This window comes from Sedimentimonas flavescens (assembly GCF_019264375.1).
Lineage (GTDB): Bacteria > Pseudomonadota > Alphaproteobacteria > Rhodobacterales > Rhodobacteraceae > Rhodobacter > Rhodobacter flavescens.
Genome location: NZ_JAHVAI010000001.1, coordinates 441196 through 456499 on the forward strand (window position 1 = coordinate 441196; position 15304 = coordinate 456499).

At 64.1% G+C, this 15304-nt stretch carries 13 protein-coding genes; 5 read left to right on the forward strand and 8 right to left on the reverse strand.

Features of this window, described 5'->3' with window-relative positions:
- Positions 1-95: 95 nt before the first annotated feature.
- The 5 genes from KTQ37_RS02280 (at position 96) to KTQ37_RS02300 (ending at position 6821) form a co-directional block, all read left to right on the forward strand.
- Positions 96-1559, forward strand: a complete 1464-nt coding sequence (locus KTQ37_RS02280) for an EAL domain-containing protein (RefSeq protein WP_218628837.1) — start codon at positions 96-98, stop codon at positions 1557-1559.
- A 178-nt stretch (positions 1560-1737) separates the two neighbouring features.
- Positions 1738-3570: a membrane protein insertase YidC gene (yidC, locus tag KTQ37_RS02285; RefSeq protein ID WP_218628838.1), complete on the forward strand. Its 1833-nt coding sequence runs from the start codon at positions 1738-1740 to the stop codon at positions 3568-3570.
- The gene (locus KTQ37_RS02290; protein ID WP_218628839.1) at positions 3567-4322 is read left to right on the forward strand and encodes an MOSC domain-containing protein; all 756 of its coding nucleotides are present in this window, start codon (positions 3567-3569) and stop codon (positions 4320-4322) included. Before yidC ends, KTQ37_RS02290 begins: the two co-directional genes overlap by 4 nt.
- Complete coding sequence (gene yihA / locus KTQ37_RS02295; RefSeq protein WP_218628840.1) at positions 4322-4972, forward strand: ribosome biogenesis GTP-binding protein YihA/YsxC; 651 nt, start codon at positions 4322-4324, stop codon at positions 4970-4972. The genes KTQ37_RS02290 and yihA overlap by 1 nt, the downstream gene beginning before the upstream one ends.
- A 298-nt stretch (positions 4973-5270) precedes the next feature.
- The gene (locus KTQ37_RS02300; protein ID WP_236021045.1) at positions 5271-6821 is read left to right on the forward strand and encodes a D-alanyl-D-alanine carboxypeptidase family protein; all 1551 of its coding nucleotides are present in this window, start codon (positions 5271-5273) and stop codon (positions 6819-6821) included.
- 9 nt (positions 6822-6830) lie between these two features.
- Here KTQ37_RS02300 and ccoS read toward each other — a convergent pair whose 3' ends face one another.
- The 8 genes from ccoS to ccoN all read right to left on the reverse strand — a co-directional run bounded on the left by ccoS (position 6831) and on the right by ccoN (position 14953).
- Complete coding sequence (gene ccoS / locus KTQ37_RS02305) at positions 6831-6989, reverse strand: cbb3-type cytochrome oxidase assembly protein CcoS (protein WP_218628841.1); 159 nt, start codon at positions 6987-6989, stop codon at positions 6831-6833.
- 7 nt (positions 6990-6996) lie between these two features.
- Positions 6997-9231, reverse strand: coding sequence for a heavy metal translocating P-type ATPase (locus KTQ37_RS02310; protein WP_218628842.1), 2235 nt, complete (start codon positions 9229-9231; stop codon positions 6997-6999).
- 3 nt (positions 9232-9234) lie between these two features.
- On the reverse strand, positions 9235-9690 hold the full coding sequence (locus KTQ37_RS02315) for a FixH family protein (RefSeq protein WP_218628843.1): 456 nt from the start codon (positions 9688-9690) through the stop codon (positions 9235-9237).
- Between the two features lie 24 nt (positions 9691-9714).
- On the reverse strand, positions 9715-11169 hold the full coding sequence (ccoG, locus tag KTQ37_RS02320; RefSeq protein ID WP_218628844.1) for a cytochrome c oxidase accessory protein CcoG: 1455 nt from the start codon (positions 11167-11169) through the stop codon (positions 9715-9717).
- A 293-nt stretch (positions 11170-11462) separates the two neighbouring features.
- Positions 11463-12356, reverse strand: coding sequence for a cytochrome-c oxidase, cbb3-type subunit III (gene ccoP, locus KTQ37_RS02325; protein ID WP_218628845.1), 894 nt, complete (start codon positions 12354-12356; stop codon positions 11463-11465).
- A gap of 15 nt (positions 12357-12371) precedes the next feature.
- The gene (locus tag KTQ37_RS02330) at positions 12372-12587 is read right to left on the reverse strand and encodes a cbb3-type cytochrome oxidase subunit 3 (RefSeq protein WP_218628846.1); all 216 of its coding nucleotides are present in this window, start codon (positions 12585-12587) and stop codon (positions 12372-12374) included.
- 11 nt (positions 12588-12598) lie between these two features.
- Positions 12599-13342, reverse strand: coding sequence for a cytochrome-c oxidase, cbb3-type subunit II (ccoO, locus tag KTQ37_RS02335; protein WP_218628847.1), 744 nt, complete (start codon positions 13340-13342; stop codon positions 12599-12601).
- Between the two features lie 12 nt (positions 13343-13354).
- A complete protein-coding gene (ccoN, locus tag KTQ37_RS02340; RefSeq protein ID WP_218628848.1) occupies positions 13355-14953 on the reverse strand; it encodes a cytochrome-c oxidase, cbb3-type subunit I in 1599 nt (532 codons plus the stop codon).
- Positions 14954-15304 lie beyond the last annotated feature (351 nt).

The window sequence follows — 15304 nt, forward strand, 5'->3', positions numbered from 1 at the left end:
GCTGCCAGATGGGGGTTATCATGGGACGTTCAGCATTACGGAGTATATTCGACAGGGTTAAGCCAATCGTTTTGCGCAGCGAGCTGGCGATCTTCTTGCCCGCGATCGCCCTTGCCGGGCTCTGGTTCGGGGGTGAGGCGCTGGCAGTGGTCGCCTCGATAGCCATCGCCGTGGCCTGGTCCACCCGCCCGCTTGGGGCGCCCACCCCGCGCGAGCAGCCCCGCGACGGTGTGACCGGCCTGCCGCTGCGCGCCGAGGCGGTCGAGATCATGGGCATGTTGCTTGACGACGCCGCGGCGACCGCGCGCAGCACCACCTGTTTCGTCCTCGGTCTCGACGATCCCGTTGCCCTTGCCCGCGAGATGCCCGAGACCGAGTTCGACCTGATCTTGCGCCGCACGGGCGAGCGGCTGCGCGGCGTCCTGCGTGACAGCGACCGGTTGGCCCGGCTTGAGGGCGCGCGCTTTGCCATCATGCTCAACCCCACGGCCTATCCCGATCTGGAGGCCATGATCCAGCTGGCGCAACGCCTTCAGGCGGCCTGCGAGCTGCCGCTGCCGATCTCGGGGCATACGGTCGCCGCCACCTGCCATGTCGGCTTTTGCCAGATGGGCCGCAGCCCGGCGCGCTCGGGCGAGGCGCTAATGAGCGCGGCCGAGACCGCCGCGATGCAGGCCAGCCGCAGCGGGCCAAGCGCCATCCGCGCCTATTCGAACGATCAGCACCGCGCGGTCGGGGCGCAGGTTTCGCCCAACCGGATCGCGCGCGAGGCCATCGAGAACGGGCAGGTCACCACGCTGTTCCAGCCGCAGCTCGACACCGATACCGGCGCGCTGTCCGGCGTCCAAGCCGTCGCGCGCTGGATCCGGAATCCGGTCGAGGGGGCACCCGAGGTTGAGGACGTGATGGGCACCATCGACTCGCCCCATCTGCGCGAGCGGCTTGCGGAAATCGTGCTCCATCAAAGCCTTACCGCCCTGCGCGAGTGGGAGCGGCGCGGGATCGCGACAGGCCCCGTCTCGCTGCCTTTCTGCGCCGGGCTGTTGGGAAACCCCAAGCTGCCGGAGCGCCTGAAATGGGAATTCGACCGCTTCGATGTCGCGCCCGCGCAGATCCGGCTGGTGCTGATGCAAGATGTCATGGCGCATCTGAACGACGAGGTGATCTGGCTCAACCTTGGCGCCGTGGCCGCCTTGGGCTGCGGCATCGAGCTTGCGGGGTTCGGCAACGGGCCGCTCTCAGTCAGCGCGATTCGGCGCACCGCAGCGCGCAGGTTGCGCATCCACCGCAGCCTTGTCAGCAAGCTCGACAGCCATGACGAACAGCGCCAGTCCGTCGCCGCGCTGATCGCGATGGCCGAGAAGCTTGGGCTTGAGACACTGGCGGACGGGGTCGGATCAACCGCGGAGCACACACTGCTGGCGCAACTTGGCTGTCGGCATGTGCAGGGCAAGGCCATCGCTCGGCCGATGGCGATGGGCGATCTGTGCGAGTGGGAGCATCGACACCGCGCCAAACTCGCCGCGACGCCAAGGCTGTTGCAGGGGGGCGGTGTCTGAGCAACGCTCCGCGGGCAAAGGCGGGAAAGCGCGCAAGCCCGACCGACGCACGGTATCCTGAGACCTAAAACGCCATTCTGGCCGCGCCAGGGGCTGTTTTACAGGAAAATCGCTTGACCTTTCCCTGCCCCTTCTGTTGAACCACCCCGAACCTGGAACGGCTGGTGGACTGCCCGACATGGATAATCAGAACAAGAACCTCATCCTTGCGACCGCGCTTTCGGCCGCTGTGCTGATCGGCTGGACATATCTGTTCCCGCCAGAGCAGCCCGCGCCCGCCGATCCAACGGCCGTGGCCGAGCAGACGGCTTCGCCCGCGACCCCGGCCATCCCGACCGCCGTCGAACAGGCCGCGCCGGGCGCGGTGATCGACGCCGCAGCCGCAGCGCAGGCCGCCCTCGCGCAGACCCCGCGCATCGAGATCGAAACCTCGGCGCTGACCGGCTCGATCTCGCTTCTTGGCGGCCGGATCGACGATCTGTCGCTCAAGAATTACAAGGAAACGCTCGACGCGGACTCGCCGCTGGTGCGGCTGCTCTCGCCCGTGGGCGACACCGCGCTGAACGCGCATCCTTATTACGCGGTCTATGGCTGGGCCCCGGCTGGCGGCCTCGACCCGGCGCTGGTCCCTGGCCCGCGCACCGTCTGGAGTGCTCCGGAGGGCGCAACCCTGACCCCCGCCAACCCGGTCGAAATCACCTGGGATAACGGCGCGGGCCTTGTGTTCCACCGCAAGATCGAGATCGACGAGAACTACCTGTTCACCATCACGCAGCGCGTCGAGAACAACACCGGCGCTACTGTCCGCCTTGCCCCTTACGGCATCATCGCCCGCCACGGCATCCCCGAAGGCAACCGCGTCTACGTGCTGCACGAAGGCGCGGTGCGTATGACCGACGGCAAGCTCGAAGAGATCAAGTACAAGGACATCACCAAGCTCGACCCGGTCGAGGGTGAAGGCCAGGCCGAGGTTCTGCCCGCGCTCGAAAGCGGCTGGATCGGCTTTACCGACAAGTACTGGATGACCACGCTGGCGCCGATGAGCGGCAATTTCAACTCGGTCGTGAAATACACCGCAGGGGCGGACCTGTACCAGGCCGAGGCCCGCCTGCCGGTCGTCGAGGTTGCCCCCGGCACTTCGGCAGATGTCGCCACCCACCTCTTCGCGGGCGCGAAAGAATGGGAAGCCATCCGCGATTACCAGGAAGAGGGCGGCATCCAGGGCTTCATCGACTCTATCGACTGGGGCTGGTTCTACTTCCTGACCAAGCCGATGTTCCGCCTGCTGCACTGGCTGAACAGCGCAATCGGCAACATGGGCTGGGCGATCATCGCTCTGACCGTCATCATCAAGGCGCTGGTCTTCCCGCTGGCCCGCAAGTCCTACATCTCGATGGCGAAGATGAAGGAACTGCAGCCCGAGATGGAGGCCCTCAAGGCCGCTGCGGGCGACGACCGGATGAAGATGCAGCAGGGCATGATGGAGCTCTACAAGAAGAACAAGGTCAACCCGGCTGCGGGCTGTCTGCCGATCCTGCTGCAGATCCCGATCTTCTTCTCGCTCTATAAGGTTATCTACGTCACGATCGAGCTTTACCACGCGCCCTGGCTTGGCTGGATCAAGGACCTCTCGGCCCCCGATCCGTCCTCGATCCTGAACCTGTTCGGCCTGCTGCCTTTCGCAACGCCCGAGCCCGGCTCGATGCTGTTCATGCTCAGCCTCGGCGTGCTGCCGATCCTGCTTGGCATCTCGATGTGGCTCCAGCAAAAGCTGAACCCGGCGCCCACCGACCCGAGCCAGGCAATGATCTTCGCCTGGATGCCCTGGGTCTTCATGTTCATGCTGGGCAGCTTCGCCTCGGGCCTCGTGCTCTACTGGATCGCGAACAACACGATCACGTTCATTCAGCAGTACACAATCATGTCGATGCACGGAAAACGCCCCGATCTCTTCGGCAATATCCGGTCGGGCTTTGCCAAGAAGCCCGCGGCGGACAAGCCAAAGAAATGACGGCAAGACTGGCACATATCTTCCGACATCCAATCAAGTCGGTCGGATATGAGGAAATCCGCAGCGCGCCCCTGACAAAGGGGCGCGTTCTGCCTTTCGACAGGGTCTGGGCTATCGCCCATGAGGGCGCGAAGTTCGACGCCCCCCTGTCAGAATGGGCGTCGAAAACGAACTTCGTGCGCGGTGTCGCGGCGCCGGGGTTGATGGCGGTTCAGGCCAAGACCCAAGACGATGGCACGATTGAGTTGACCCACCCAGATCTGTGGCACCTGCGGATCGCACCGGACCGGGCCGAAGATCAGGTCAAACTGATCGAGTGGCTGCGCCCGCTCTGGCCTGAAAACCGTCCAGCCCCGCGCTCGGTCGAAAGCGTGGCGGGCGCCGCCTTATCGGACATGCCCGATCCCTATGTGTCGATCCTGTCGCTCGGGTCACTCGCGGCGCTGTCGCGACGGGCGGGCACGCCGATGTCGCCCCATCGCTTCCGCGGCAACCTCTGGGTTGATGGCTGGAACGCCGGGGCCGAGCGTGACCTGATCGGCCGTCGCGTCAAGATCGGCGCGACCGAGCTTGAAATCGCCATGCCGATCACCCGCTGCCGCGCGACCTGCGCCAACCCCGAGACCGGCAGCGCGGATATCGATACGCTCGCACTGCTGGACGCGCAGTGGGGCGACCATGAATTCGGGCTCTATGCCACAGTGATCACGGGCGGCGAGATCGCGCGTGGCGACAGCGTCGAGGTACTCTGATGAAGATGCAATTCCAACTGGCCGAGACGCCCGAGCCGATGGCCGCCGAACGTGGGCGCCTTCTGTTCGCGGCCCCCGTCGAGTTTCTCAAGGGCGTCGTCGCGATGTCCGGCCTGCCCCCGGCGGACCGGGTCGAGGTGTGCTTTGCCGGGCGTTCGAACGTCGGCAAATCAAGCCTGATCAACGCGCTGACCAATCGCAAGAACCTCGCGCGCGCCTCGAACACCCCGGGCCGGACGCAGGAAATCAACTTCTTCACGACCCAGGACGGCCCCTATCTCGTGGACCTTCCGGGCTATGGCTTTGCCGAGGCCCCGGTGAACGTCGTGAAGAAGTGGCAGGAGCTGCTCAAATCCTATCTCTCGGGCCGCGTGAACCTGCGCCGCGCCTTCGTGCTGATCGATTCGCGCCACGGCGTGAAGAAGGTCGATGACGAGATCCTGACGCTGCTCGACCGCTCGGCCGTCACCTTCCAGGTGGTGATGACGAAGGTGGACAAGATCAGCAAGGCCGAGCGCGAGAAGGTTATCGAACAGGTCAAGGGCGCACTGGCCGCGCACCCGGCAGCCCATCCCGAAATCGTCGTCACTTCCTCGGAGAAGGGCGAAGGCGTCGACGTGCTGCGGGCAATCATCGCCAATCTCGAATAATCCGCGCAGGAAAACCCGCCTCGCCACACAATGCCTCGTGAGCGCCCCTCCGGCGCCTACGAGATCTTGCGCGATGCATGAATGTCGCAGTGAATCGCATTGAAACAATACGGTTTTCAGCCTCACAAAGCCGTGCTACGCTGCTCGAAAGCCCCAAATCAAAACAATCGGGGCACGAGGCAGTAAAAGGGCTGAGACCGTGACCACGCTTGCGCGATGGGTCCGTTATGGGCTGTTGTCATTCATACTTTTTCTGGTGCCGGCCGCCGTGCTGGCAGCGCCCTATGCTGCTTTCGTGATGGATGCCCGTTCGGGTGAAGTGCTTTACGCCAAGAACGCCGACACGCGGCTGCATCCCGCCTCGCTGACCAAAATGATGACGCTCTACATCGCCTTCCAGGCGGTCGAGCATGGCGAGATCAGTCTTGATTCGATGGTCACGATTTCGCGCAACGCCGCCAGCCAGCCACCGTCGCGGCTTGGCCTGAAGGCCGGGCAGCGCATCGCGCTGCGCTACCTGATCCGCGCGGCCGCGATCAAATCTGCAAACGATGCGGCCTCGGCCATCGGGGACGCGCTTGGCGGCGACGAGGCGGCCTTTGCCGCGCGTATGAACCGCACGGCCAAGGCGCTTGGCATGAGCAACACGACCTTCAAGAACGCCAACGGTCTGACCCGTTCCGGGCACCTCTCGACCGCGCGGGACATGAGCACGCTTGGTCGGCGGCTGTTCTACGATTATCCGCAGTATTACAACATCTTCTCGCGCCGGACGGCGGATGCCGGGATGGCCAAGGTTGCCAACACCAACCGCCGCTTTCTGGACGCCTATGATGGCGCGGACGGGATCAAGACGGGCTACACCGTCGCCGCCGGGTTTAACCTGACCGCGTCGGCGCAGCGCGGTGGCAAACGCATCATCGCGACCGTCTTCGGTGGCACCTCGACCGCGCAGCGCAACGCCAAGATGGCCGAACTGCTCGATATCGGCTTCGGTCGTGCGCCGAACCGCGTGCAAGAGGTGCGCCCCGAGCCGCTGCAATATTTGGCTCAGGCGCCCGCCGCGCAGGCCGCTGCGGCTCCGCAGCGTGTAGCCTCGGCCGCACCCGCCCAAAGCCCGCGCCCTATCGCCCGCCCGGGCGAGTCGACGCTTGACGGCAACGCGATTCTGGCCGCTCTGACCGAGGCTGTGCAACCCGCGCCGGTCGAAGCACCCGCCGTTGTCGCTGCCGTTGAGCCCACGCCCGCGCCAGTGCTCACAGTTACCGCCGCGCCTGAACCCGTGGCCGAAGTTCTGGTCCTTGCCGCCGCCGCAGAGGCTCCGCGCCCGGTCGCCGCACCGCGTGAGGCCTTCGCGCAGGCGACCGAACCGCAACCCGAAACGCTGGCCTTGGTGGCCGCCACCGAACCCGAGTTCGACGAAAGCCTCGCCGAAGGCGATGCTCCGCCCGATGAGCCCCTGTTCGCGCAAAGCACCGCCCCCCAGCCCGAGACGCTGGCGATGGCGGCCGCCCCCGCTGCACGCTCGAACACCGTGATTCTTGCGGCCCTTACACCGCCCGCCCCGGCCCCGCGCGCCGAGCAAAAGGTAGTGTCGCGCGCCTCATCCTCGGGCGGGCGCAACTGGGGGATCAGCCTGGGCAAGTTCTCGTCGCAATATGCGGCCGAGCGGCTGCTGCTGAAAACCGCGCTGATGGAAAGCGACACGCTCGGCACCGCGCTGCGCAAGGTCGCAACCCGCAAGACCGGCTATGAGGCGAACTTCGTCGGCATGACCAAGGGCGATGCGGAACTGGCCTGTGCACGCCTGATGGCCCGCTCGTCGGAATGCACGGTGATCGGGCCGTAACGCCCGCGATCAGCTTTTGGGGTGGTCGTCGAATTCGTCCGACAAGATACGCTCGCTGTCGCCCTTGGGGTCTTCGTACTGGCGCGCCTTGACCGACCAGAAGAAAGCCAGCAGCCCCAAGCCGCCGAGGATCAGGGAGATCGGGATCAGGAATGCGATAACGCCCATCGCGTCCTCACTTCAGCCGTAGCGAATTCAGCGAGACCGTAATCGAGGACGTGGACATTGCCAAGGCCGCGGCAAGCGGCGTGGCAAGGCCGATCAGCGCGATCGGAACCGCAACAATGTTGTACACGATCGAGATTGCGAAGTTTTCCTTGATCCTCCGCCGCGCCTGAACGGCCACGCGCAGCGCATCGGCGACGGGCGCAAGATCCTGCCCCAGAAGCACGATATCCGAAGCCGTCCGCGCCGCATCCAGCGCAGAAGCGGGCGAGATCGAGGCATGGGCGGCTGCCAGCGCGGCCGTATCGTTTAGCCCGTCCCCGACCATAAGCACGCGCGCGCCCTTGGCCGTCAGATCGTTAACAAGCGCCACCTTTTCCTGCGGCAGGGCTCCGGCATGCCAGTTCTCAATGCCTAGGCGCTCGGCCAGGGCGCTGACCGCGCCCTCGACATCGCCGGATACAAGGAAGACCCGTTTGCCCTGCGCACTCAACGCACGGACGGCCTCGGCAGCACCGGGGCGCAGCTGATCGGCGAACCGGATGGTCACCGGATGGGCCGTGCCGATCCGCAAATGCGTCGCCGTCGCGGCGCCCGCATCCGCGCCAAGCCAATCGGCCCGGCCAAGACGCACGACCTGCCCGTTCCAGCGCCCCTCGACGCCGTATCCCGGCACCTCGCGGATGTCTTCAAGCCGCGGGACCGCAAGCGCCTGTGCCTGCGCCGCATCATGGATCGCGCGGGCCAGCGGATGCGACGATCCGCTTGCAAGTGCCGCAGCCACGCCGAACTCCTCGGCGCTCAGCGCATCGAGATTCTCGGGGCGCGGGGTGCCCATGGTCAGCGTGCCGGTTTTATCGAAAACAACGGTATCGACCTCGGCCAGACGCTCCAGCGCCGTGCCGTCCTTGATCAAGAGGCCCTTGCGGAACAGCTTGCCCGAAGCTGCCGTGACCACGGCCGGCACCGCAAGGCCAAGCGCACAGGGGCAAGTGATGATGAGAACGGCGGCGGAAATGTTGATTGCGAAGCGCAGATCGCCCCCCGTCAGCCACATCCAGACCCCGAAAGCGGTGAAGCTGAGAATATGCACCAACGGCGAATAGGCCCGCGCCGCGCGCTCGGCCAGCGAGGTGTAGCGGGTCTTGGCGCTCTCGGCCATCGCCACCAAGTCGGCCATCCGGTGCAGCGCGCTGTCCTTGCCGGCGGCAATCACGCGCAGGGTTAGCGGGCCGGTCAGGTTGACCTCGCCTGCGTTCAGCTTGCTGCCCGGACCGGCATAGACCGGCAGGCTTTCCCCGGTCAGAAGTGAGCGGTCGGTCTCCGACGTGCCCTCGGTCACCTCGCCATCGGCGGGGATGCGGGCTCCGGGGCGCACGCGGATCAGATCTCCGGGCGCAAGTTCGTTCACCGGCACCACGACCTCGGCGCCATCGCGCAACACGGTGGCGCGCGGCACTTCCAGCGCGGCCAGTTCCTCGGCTGCCGAGCGGGCCACCGCGCGGGTGCGATAGTCAAGGTAGCGGCCCACGAGCAGGAAGAAGGTCAGCATGACCGCTGCGTCGAAATAGGCGTGGTGGCCGTGGTTCATCGTCTCGAAGACCGAGATCGAGGAGGCCAGAATGATCGCCAGCGAGATCGGCACATCCATCCCCAGCCGTCCGGCCTTCAGCGAGTTCCAGGCCGAGGCGAAGAAGGGCTGCCCGGCAAAAGCCACCGTCGGCAGCGCAATCGCGGCCGAGATCCAGTGGAACAGGTCGCGCGTCGCGGCCTCGGCCCCTGACCAGACCGAGATCGACAGCAGCATGATGTTCATCATGGCAAAGCCCGACACGCCGATCCGCATCAGCAGATCGCGCCCGCGCCGGTCGGTCTCGGTCGCCGAGAGCAGGCCGGGATCAAGCTCATGCGCCTCGTAGCCGATTCCGTCGAGCGTCTTGATCAGGTCATCCGCGCCGACCGTACCCTCGGCATCGACGGAAACGCGCTTGAGCGTGAGGTTGACGCGGGCCGAGCGCACGCCCGGGTGGCGGTGCAGGGCGCGCTCGACATCGCTGATGCAGACCGCGCAATGCGCCGTGGGCAGCGACAAGATCAGGCGTGCGCCCTTGATGTCGCCGGATCTCGCGAGATCTTCGGCCGAAGGCGCCGCAAGGCAGGCCGGGCAGGCCGAGGCCGAAACATGCTCGTCGGTGAACTCCGAGGGCGCTTCGGTCAGTCGTCCAGCGGCGGGCGCGACGCTCATGGATCAGCCTCTTACGAAAAGGTCGATGCGCTGACGGAATGGCGTGCCATCAGACGCAACTGCATCAAGATGCAAAAGCCAGGCGCCGGGTTCGAGCGTGAGCGGGGCGACGAAGATGCCGCCCGCATAGGTGAAGGCCGGCTCGATGTCGGCGCGCACATGGGTGGTGCGCCCGACAAGCGCCTTGAGTTCGGAGACGCGGGCCGGAAGGCCGGCCCGGTCGCGGATTACCAGCGAAAGCGTGCCGTTCTCATAGGTGGGCTCGACGCTCCAGCCGAGCTCCTCCTGCGCCGCGCGCTCCTTGTCGAAGGATTGCGAGGCGACGTAGGAGTTCGACACCTCGAGCCCCGGGAAGGTCGCGATCGCCTTCCACGCCATCACGAGGTTGACCGCGATGATGACGCCGAAGGCCGCGACGGCAATCGCCAGAACTTTCTTTCCGGTGATCTCTTTCGCCATGAGAAACTGCTCCCGAGTGATCCGTTAGTCGCGCTTGCCGGTACCGTTGAAGACGGTATCCACCGCCGCACGCGCCGGTGCGCCGACCTCTTCCACCCATACACGCAATTCGGTGCGGTCCGCCAGAGCGGGGGCCGATCCGGCCGGCGCCTCGATATAGACACGTTGGGTCAGCGTCTCGTCGGCGGGGGCCGAGATCTCGTTACCTTCGGCGCCTTCGAGCAGCAGGTTCAGATCGGTGCGCGGCGCGCCGTTCTCACCCGTGACGGTGATGCGGAAGGTCGTCTCATCCCCGGCCTTGTTGCGCAGGCGCATCGTGTAGATGTTGCGCACCGAGCCGTCACCTTGGATCACGTAGAGCGGGTCGCGGTTCGGGGTCAGGTTGAAATCGATCGGAGAGCGCATGAACAGTGCCACGACCAGCGCAACGCCGATACCGGCCCAGAGGGTGAAGTAGAGCAGCGTGCGCGGACGGAAGATGTGCTTCCAGACGTTCTTGGGATGGCCGCCGGCGCGCTCCATCGACTCGTCCTTGAGTGCCATATAGCCGATCAGGCCACGCGGTTTGCCGATCTTGTCCATCATCTCGTTGCAGGCGTCGATGCACAGGCCGCAGGTGATGCATTCCAGCTGCTGGCCATTGCGGATATCGATCCCCATCGGGCAGACCGCAAAGCAGGCGTTACAGTCGATGCAGTCGCCCTGCCCTTCGGGCGTGACGCCCTTGTGCAGCTTGCCGCGCGGCTCTCCGCGCCATTCGCGGTAAGCAATGACGAGCGTGTCCTCATCCATCATCGCGGCCTGAATACGCGGCCAAGGGCAGGCGTAGATACAGATCTGCTCGCGCGCGAAGCCGCCAAAGGCAAAGGTCGTCGCGGTCATCACGGCAATGGTGGTATAGGCGACCGGATGGGCCGCGCCGATAACGAGGTTCTTCAGCAGCTCGGGCGCATCGGTGAAGTAGAACACCCAGGCGCCGCCCGTCGCGATCGAGATCAGCAGCCACAGAATCCATTTCGTGATCCGCTTGCGGACTTTCTCGGCATTCCATTTCTGACGCAGCAGACGGATGCGGGCGTTACGGTCGCCCTCGACCCAGCGTTCGACCAGAATGAAAAGGTCGGTCCAGACGGTCTGCGGGCAGGCATAACCGCACCAGACGCGACCGGCGGCCGAGGTGAAGAGAAACAGCCCCAGGCCCGCCATGATCAGGAGGCCCGCGACGAAGTAGAACTCGTGCGGCCAGATTTCGACCATGAAGAAGAAGAAGCGCCGGTTCGCAAGGTCAACCAGCACCGCCTGATCGGGCAGCGCCGGGCCACGATCCCAGCGAATCCAGGGGGTGATGTAGTAGATGCCCAGCATCACCGCCATCAGCACCCATTTCAGGGAGCGGAAACTACCGTTGACACGCTTGGGGAAGACGGGTTCGCGTGCGGCGTAAAGGGGGGGCGGATCGGCTTGATCGGTCGAGCTCACGACTCTCTCCGTTTGCTGAGGCAATCTATGTTCGGGTCCCTTCTGCTATGCAGCAGAAAAAAAGACTTTGACATGCGTCAAAAAGGCAAGTCTGCGATACAGCAATTAGCCATGTGCAGGTAATCAGGCCGAATAAGGCTTTGACAGATTACACCATGCCGCTAAATGTGTATCCCAAATACGAAATTGGGCGGGACCTAAGCCCCGCCCGATAAGGACACCGGCGCCCCCAGGAAACGCGCGAACAGGACGGGGCGCCGGTGCTACCCAAGGGGCCGAAGCCCCCCGGATTGTTATTCGCCACCGCCGAGGCCGTGGACATAGGCCGCAACAGCGCGAATCTCGGCCTCCGACAGACGCTGCTCACCGCCTTCAGGCGCAAAGCTCCACGACGGCATGACGCCGAAGCGGGCATTGGCGACCGTGTAGGTCAGCGCGTCGACATCACCACCGTAGAGCCAGATGGCGTCGGTCAGGTTCGGCGCACCTTGTGCGCGGTCACCGGTGCCGTCTTCCATGTGGCACGAAGCACAGTTGTCGGCGAAGACAACAGCACCTTCAGCCTCCAGGGCAGCATCATACTCCTGCCCCGAGATCTTGCGGACGTGCTGTACGACCTGCGCGATCTGGGTGTCGTCGAGCAGCTCATCGCGACCGAAGGCGGGCATCTGCGAATAGCGCGCATCGTCGTCTTCGTCGTTACGAATGCCGTGGGCAACCGTGAGGTAGATGTCCTCGATCGAGCCGCCCCAGAGCCAGTCCGAATCCAGCAGGTTCGGATAGCCCAGACGGTCGTTCCCGCCCGCGCCCGCACCGTGGCACTGTGCGCACCAGGTTCTGTAGACGGCCGCACCCGCGTTCTGGGTGAAGGAAGCCAGTTCCGGGTCGTTCGCGATCTGGGTCAGGTCGGTCGCAACCAGCTTTTCCTCGATCGGCTTGTTGGCCGCCGCGTAGCGGTCGATCTCGGCCTGAACGTTCGCGCGGGTCGACGAGCCAAGAAGGCCCGGCGTTGCGCCGTTCAGAAGCGGCCACGCCGGCATGGCGATGGAGTAGCCGATGCCCCAGATGATGGTGGCATAGAAGCTCCACAGCCACCAGCGCGGCAGGGGGTTGTTATACTCTTCAATACCGTCCCACGAGTGACCCGTGGTGTCCGGCTGATGGTGTTTGGTGGGTTTTTTGCTCATTTCGTCCACGCCTCCTTACAACGTGGCGCCGTCGTCATGACAGCGGCCGCCTTGGCAGCCACCGCCCTGACAGGCGGGTTTGTCATCGTGCCGGAAGGGGATGTTCGCAGTATCCTCATGCGTTTTGCGCGAACCGGGACGAAACGCCCAGAACACGATCCCGATGAACATCGCAAACAGCGCAAGCATGGCCCAGCTATCGGCGAATTCCCTGAGAATATGATAGTCCATCCCCTACCTCCTTAGCGACTTGCCACGGGTTCGAAGGTCGAGAAGTCGACCATCGTGCCGAGTACCTGAAGATAGGCAACCAGAGCATCCATTTCGGAGATGCCCGGCTGACCGTCGAAGTTGCGCACGTTGACCGCCGGGGACCCGAAGGCCTCCGAATAGCGCGCGTTCAGCCCATCGAAATCGCCGTCGGGATCGACCTGAGCGGCAAAGTCCGCCTTGGCGTTCTCGATCATTTCGGAGCTGTAGGGCACGCCCACGAGCGCATCGGTGGCCAGACGGTCACCGATATGGTCTGCGTCCACCATCGTGTTCAGCAGGAACCCGTATTTCGGCATCACCGATTCCGGCACGACCGCTTGCGGGTTCACCAGGTGATCCACGTGCCACGCATCCGAGTAGCGGTTGCCGACGCGGGCGAGGTCAGGCCCCGTCCGCTTCGAACCCCACTGGAACGGGTGGTCGTACATCGACTCGGCTGCGAGCGAATAGTGACCATAGCGCTCCACCTCGTCGCGCATCGGGCGGATCATCTGCGAGTGGCAAACGTAGCAGCCCTCGCGGATGTAGATATCGCGCCCGGTCAGCTCCAGCGGCGTGTAGGGACGCACACCTTCTACCTTCTCGATCGTGTTCTCGAGGTAGAAGAGGGGTGCGATCTCCACGATGCCGCCGACGGTGACGACGAGGAAGGAGAAGACCAGCAGAAGCGTGGCGTTCTTTTCAATGACGCCGTGTTTATCTAGAAGTGCCATCTGCCGCTCTCCTTATTCAGCCGGAACAGCAGCCACCGAGGCAGCCGCGACACGCGGTTGCTTGGCGACGGTTGCCCAGAGGTTGTAGGCCATGATCATCGAGCCGACGAGGTAGAGCACACCGCCGAGGGCGCGCACGACATACATCGGGTGCTTGGCGGCCACGGTGTCGGCAAAGGCGTTCACGAGGAAGCCCTGGCTGTCCACTTCGCGCCACATCAGGCCTTCCATGATACCGGTCACCCACATTGCGGAAGCGTAGAGGACGATACCGATGGTAGCGAGCCAGAAGTGCCAGCTGACCAGCGTGTTCGAGTAGAGACGCTCACGTGCCCACAGACGCGGCACCAGGAAGTAGAGCGCGCCGAAGGTGATCATGCCGTTCCAGCCCAGAGCGCCGGAGTGGACGTGACCGATGGTCCAGTCGGTGTAGTGCGACAGCGAGTTCACGGCCTTGATCGACATCATCGGACCTTCGAAGGTCGACATGCCGTAGAAGCCGATCGACACCACCATCATACGGATGACCGGGTCGGTACGCAGCTTGTCCCATGCGCCCGAGAGCGTCATCAGACCGTTGATCATGCCACCCCAGGACGGCATCCACAGGATGACCGACATCACCATGCCGAGGGTCGAGGCCCAGTCCGGCAGAGCGGTATAGTGCAGGTGGTGCGGGCCAGCCCAGATGTACAGGAAGATCAGCGCCCAGAAGTGCACGATCGACAGCTTGTACGAGTAGACCGGACGTTCAGCCTGCTTCGGCACGAAGTAGTACATCATGCCCAGGAAGCCCGAGGTCAGGAAGAAGCCCACTGCGTTGTGGCCATACCACCACTGGGTCATCGCATCCTGCACGCCGGCGAACACCTGCACCGACTTCGAACCGAAGATCGAGACCGGGATGGCGAGGTTGTTGACGATATGCAGCATCGCGATGGTCACGATGAACGACAGGTAGAACCAGTTCGCCACATAGATGTGGGGTTCCTTGCGCTTGATGATCGTGCCGAGGAAGGCGACCAGGTAGAACACCCAGACGATCGTCAGCCACAGGTCGACGTACCATTCCGGCTCGGCATATTCCTTCGACTGGGTGGCGCCCAGGATATAGCCGGTCGCGGCAAGCACGATCACCAGCTGATAGCCCCAGAACACGAACCAGCCAAGGCCGCCGCCGAAGAGGCGCGCTGCCGAGGTGCGCTGAACGACATAGAACGACGAGGCGATCAATGCGTTACCGCCAAAGGCGAAAATAACTGCCGAAGTATGCAGCGGGCGCAGCTTGCCGAAGTTCAGGTAACCCTGGGCCCACTCAAAGTTGAGCACCGGGTAGGCAAGTTGAAACGCTATGATAACCGCGACCAGGAAGCCCACGACCCCCCAGAACGTGGTGGCAATGACACCCGCGCGAACGACATCGTCAAAGTATTCGTTTTGCGGGGCCGGAGCCGACCCCATGGTGCGAAGCACCCAGATAAACGCGATCGCCGCGGCCAGCATGACCTCAATCGCGTTCACCATATAGGCAAGATCGCGCGCGTAGTTGGCCGCGATGGCGGCAAGTACCGCCACGAGGCCAAGCGCGATCAGCTTGAAATAATCCCACATGTTGTGCGTCCCTTCGTCTTGTCTGTTTCCCTGCCCCGGCCCGAGTCGGTCTTCGGACAGAGAATTCATGACTGTAGCCCTTGTGGTCTCAGGGTATGCCCGATGCATTGATCTGCATCAAATCCCTCGGAGCGGGGTGTGTTGTTTCGCCGCAGGTGCGAGAAACCGCGCCGCAACTGCATTGAACGCCCCCGTCCCGGCCCCAATATGCCCTAGCCGCGATCAGATCGCTCGCAAAAGTTGCATGGCAGATGTGAAATTTTTCCTGCCCGCTCGGGGGGATGACTTGATCCGGGTCAAAGTCCTTGCGGCTTTTGCAGCCTAGCGTTCATCAGGGAGATACGCGCGGAG

What these genes read in the sequence shown, in the direction of transcription:
- yidC (WP_218628838.1), top strand. Translation starts at nt 1,738, where the DNA reads ATGGATAATCAGAACAAGAACCTCATCCTTGCGACCGCGCTTTCGGCC.
- KTQ37_RS02290 (WP_218628839.1), top strand. Translation starts at nt 3,567, where the DNA reads ATGACGGCAAGACTGGCACATATCTTCCGACATCCAATCAAGTCGGTC.
- yihA (WP_218628840.1), top strand. Translation starts at nt 4,322, where the DNA reads ATGAAGATGCAATTCCAACTGGCCGAGACGCCCGAGCCGATGGCCGCC.
- KTQ37_RS02300 (WP_236021045.1), top strand. Translation starts at nt 5,271, where the DNA reads ATGGATGCCCGTTCGGGTGAAGTGCTTTACGCCAAGAACGCCGACACG.
- ccoS (WP_218628841.1), bottom strand. Translation starts at nt 6,989, where the DNA reads ATGGGCGTTATCGCATTCCTGATCCCGATCTCCCTGATCCTCGGCGGC.
- KTQ37_RS02310 (WP_218628842.1), bottom strand. Translation starts at nt 9,231, where the DNA reads ATGAGCGTCGCGCCCGCCGCTGGACGACTGACCGAAGCGCCCTCGGAG.
- KTQ37_RS02315 (WP_218628843.1), bottom strand. Translation starts at nt 9,690, where the DNA reads ATGGCGAAAGAGATCACCGGAAAGAAAGTTCTGGCGATTGCCGTCGCG.
- ccoP (WP_218628845.1), bottom strand. Translation starts at nt 12,356, where the DNA reads ATGAGCAAAAAACCCACCAAACACCATCAGCCGGACACCACGGGTCAC.
- KTQ37_RS02330 (WP_218628846.1), bottom strand. Translation starts at nt 12,587, where the DNA reads ATGGACTATCATATTCTCAGGGAATTCGCCGATAGCTGGGCCATGCTT.
- ccoO (WP_218628847.1), bottom strand. Translation starts at nt 13,342, where the DNA reads ATGGCACTTCTAGATAAACACGGCGTCATTGAAAAGAACGCCACGCTT.
- ccoN (WP_218628848.1), bottom strand. Translation starts at nt 14,953, where the DNA reads ATGTGGGATTATTTCAAGCTGATCGCGCTTGGCCTCGTGGCGGTACTT.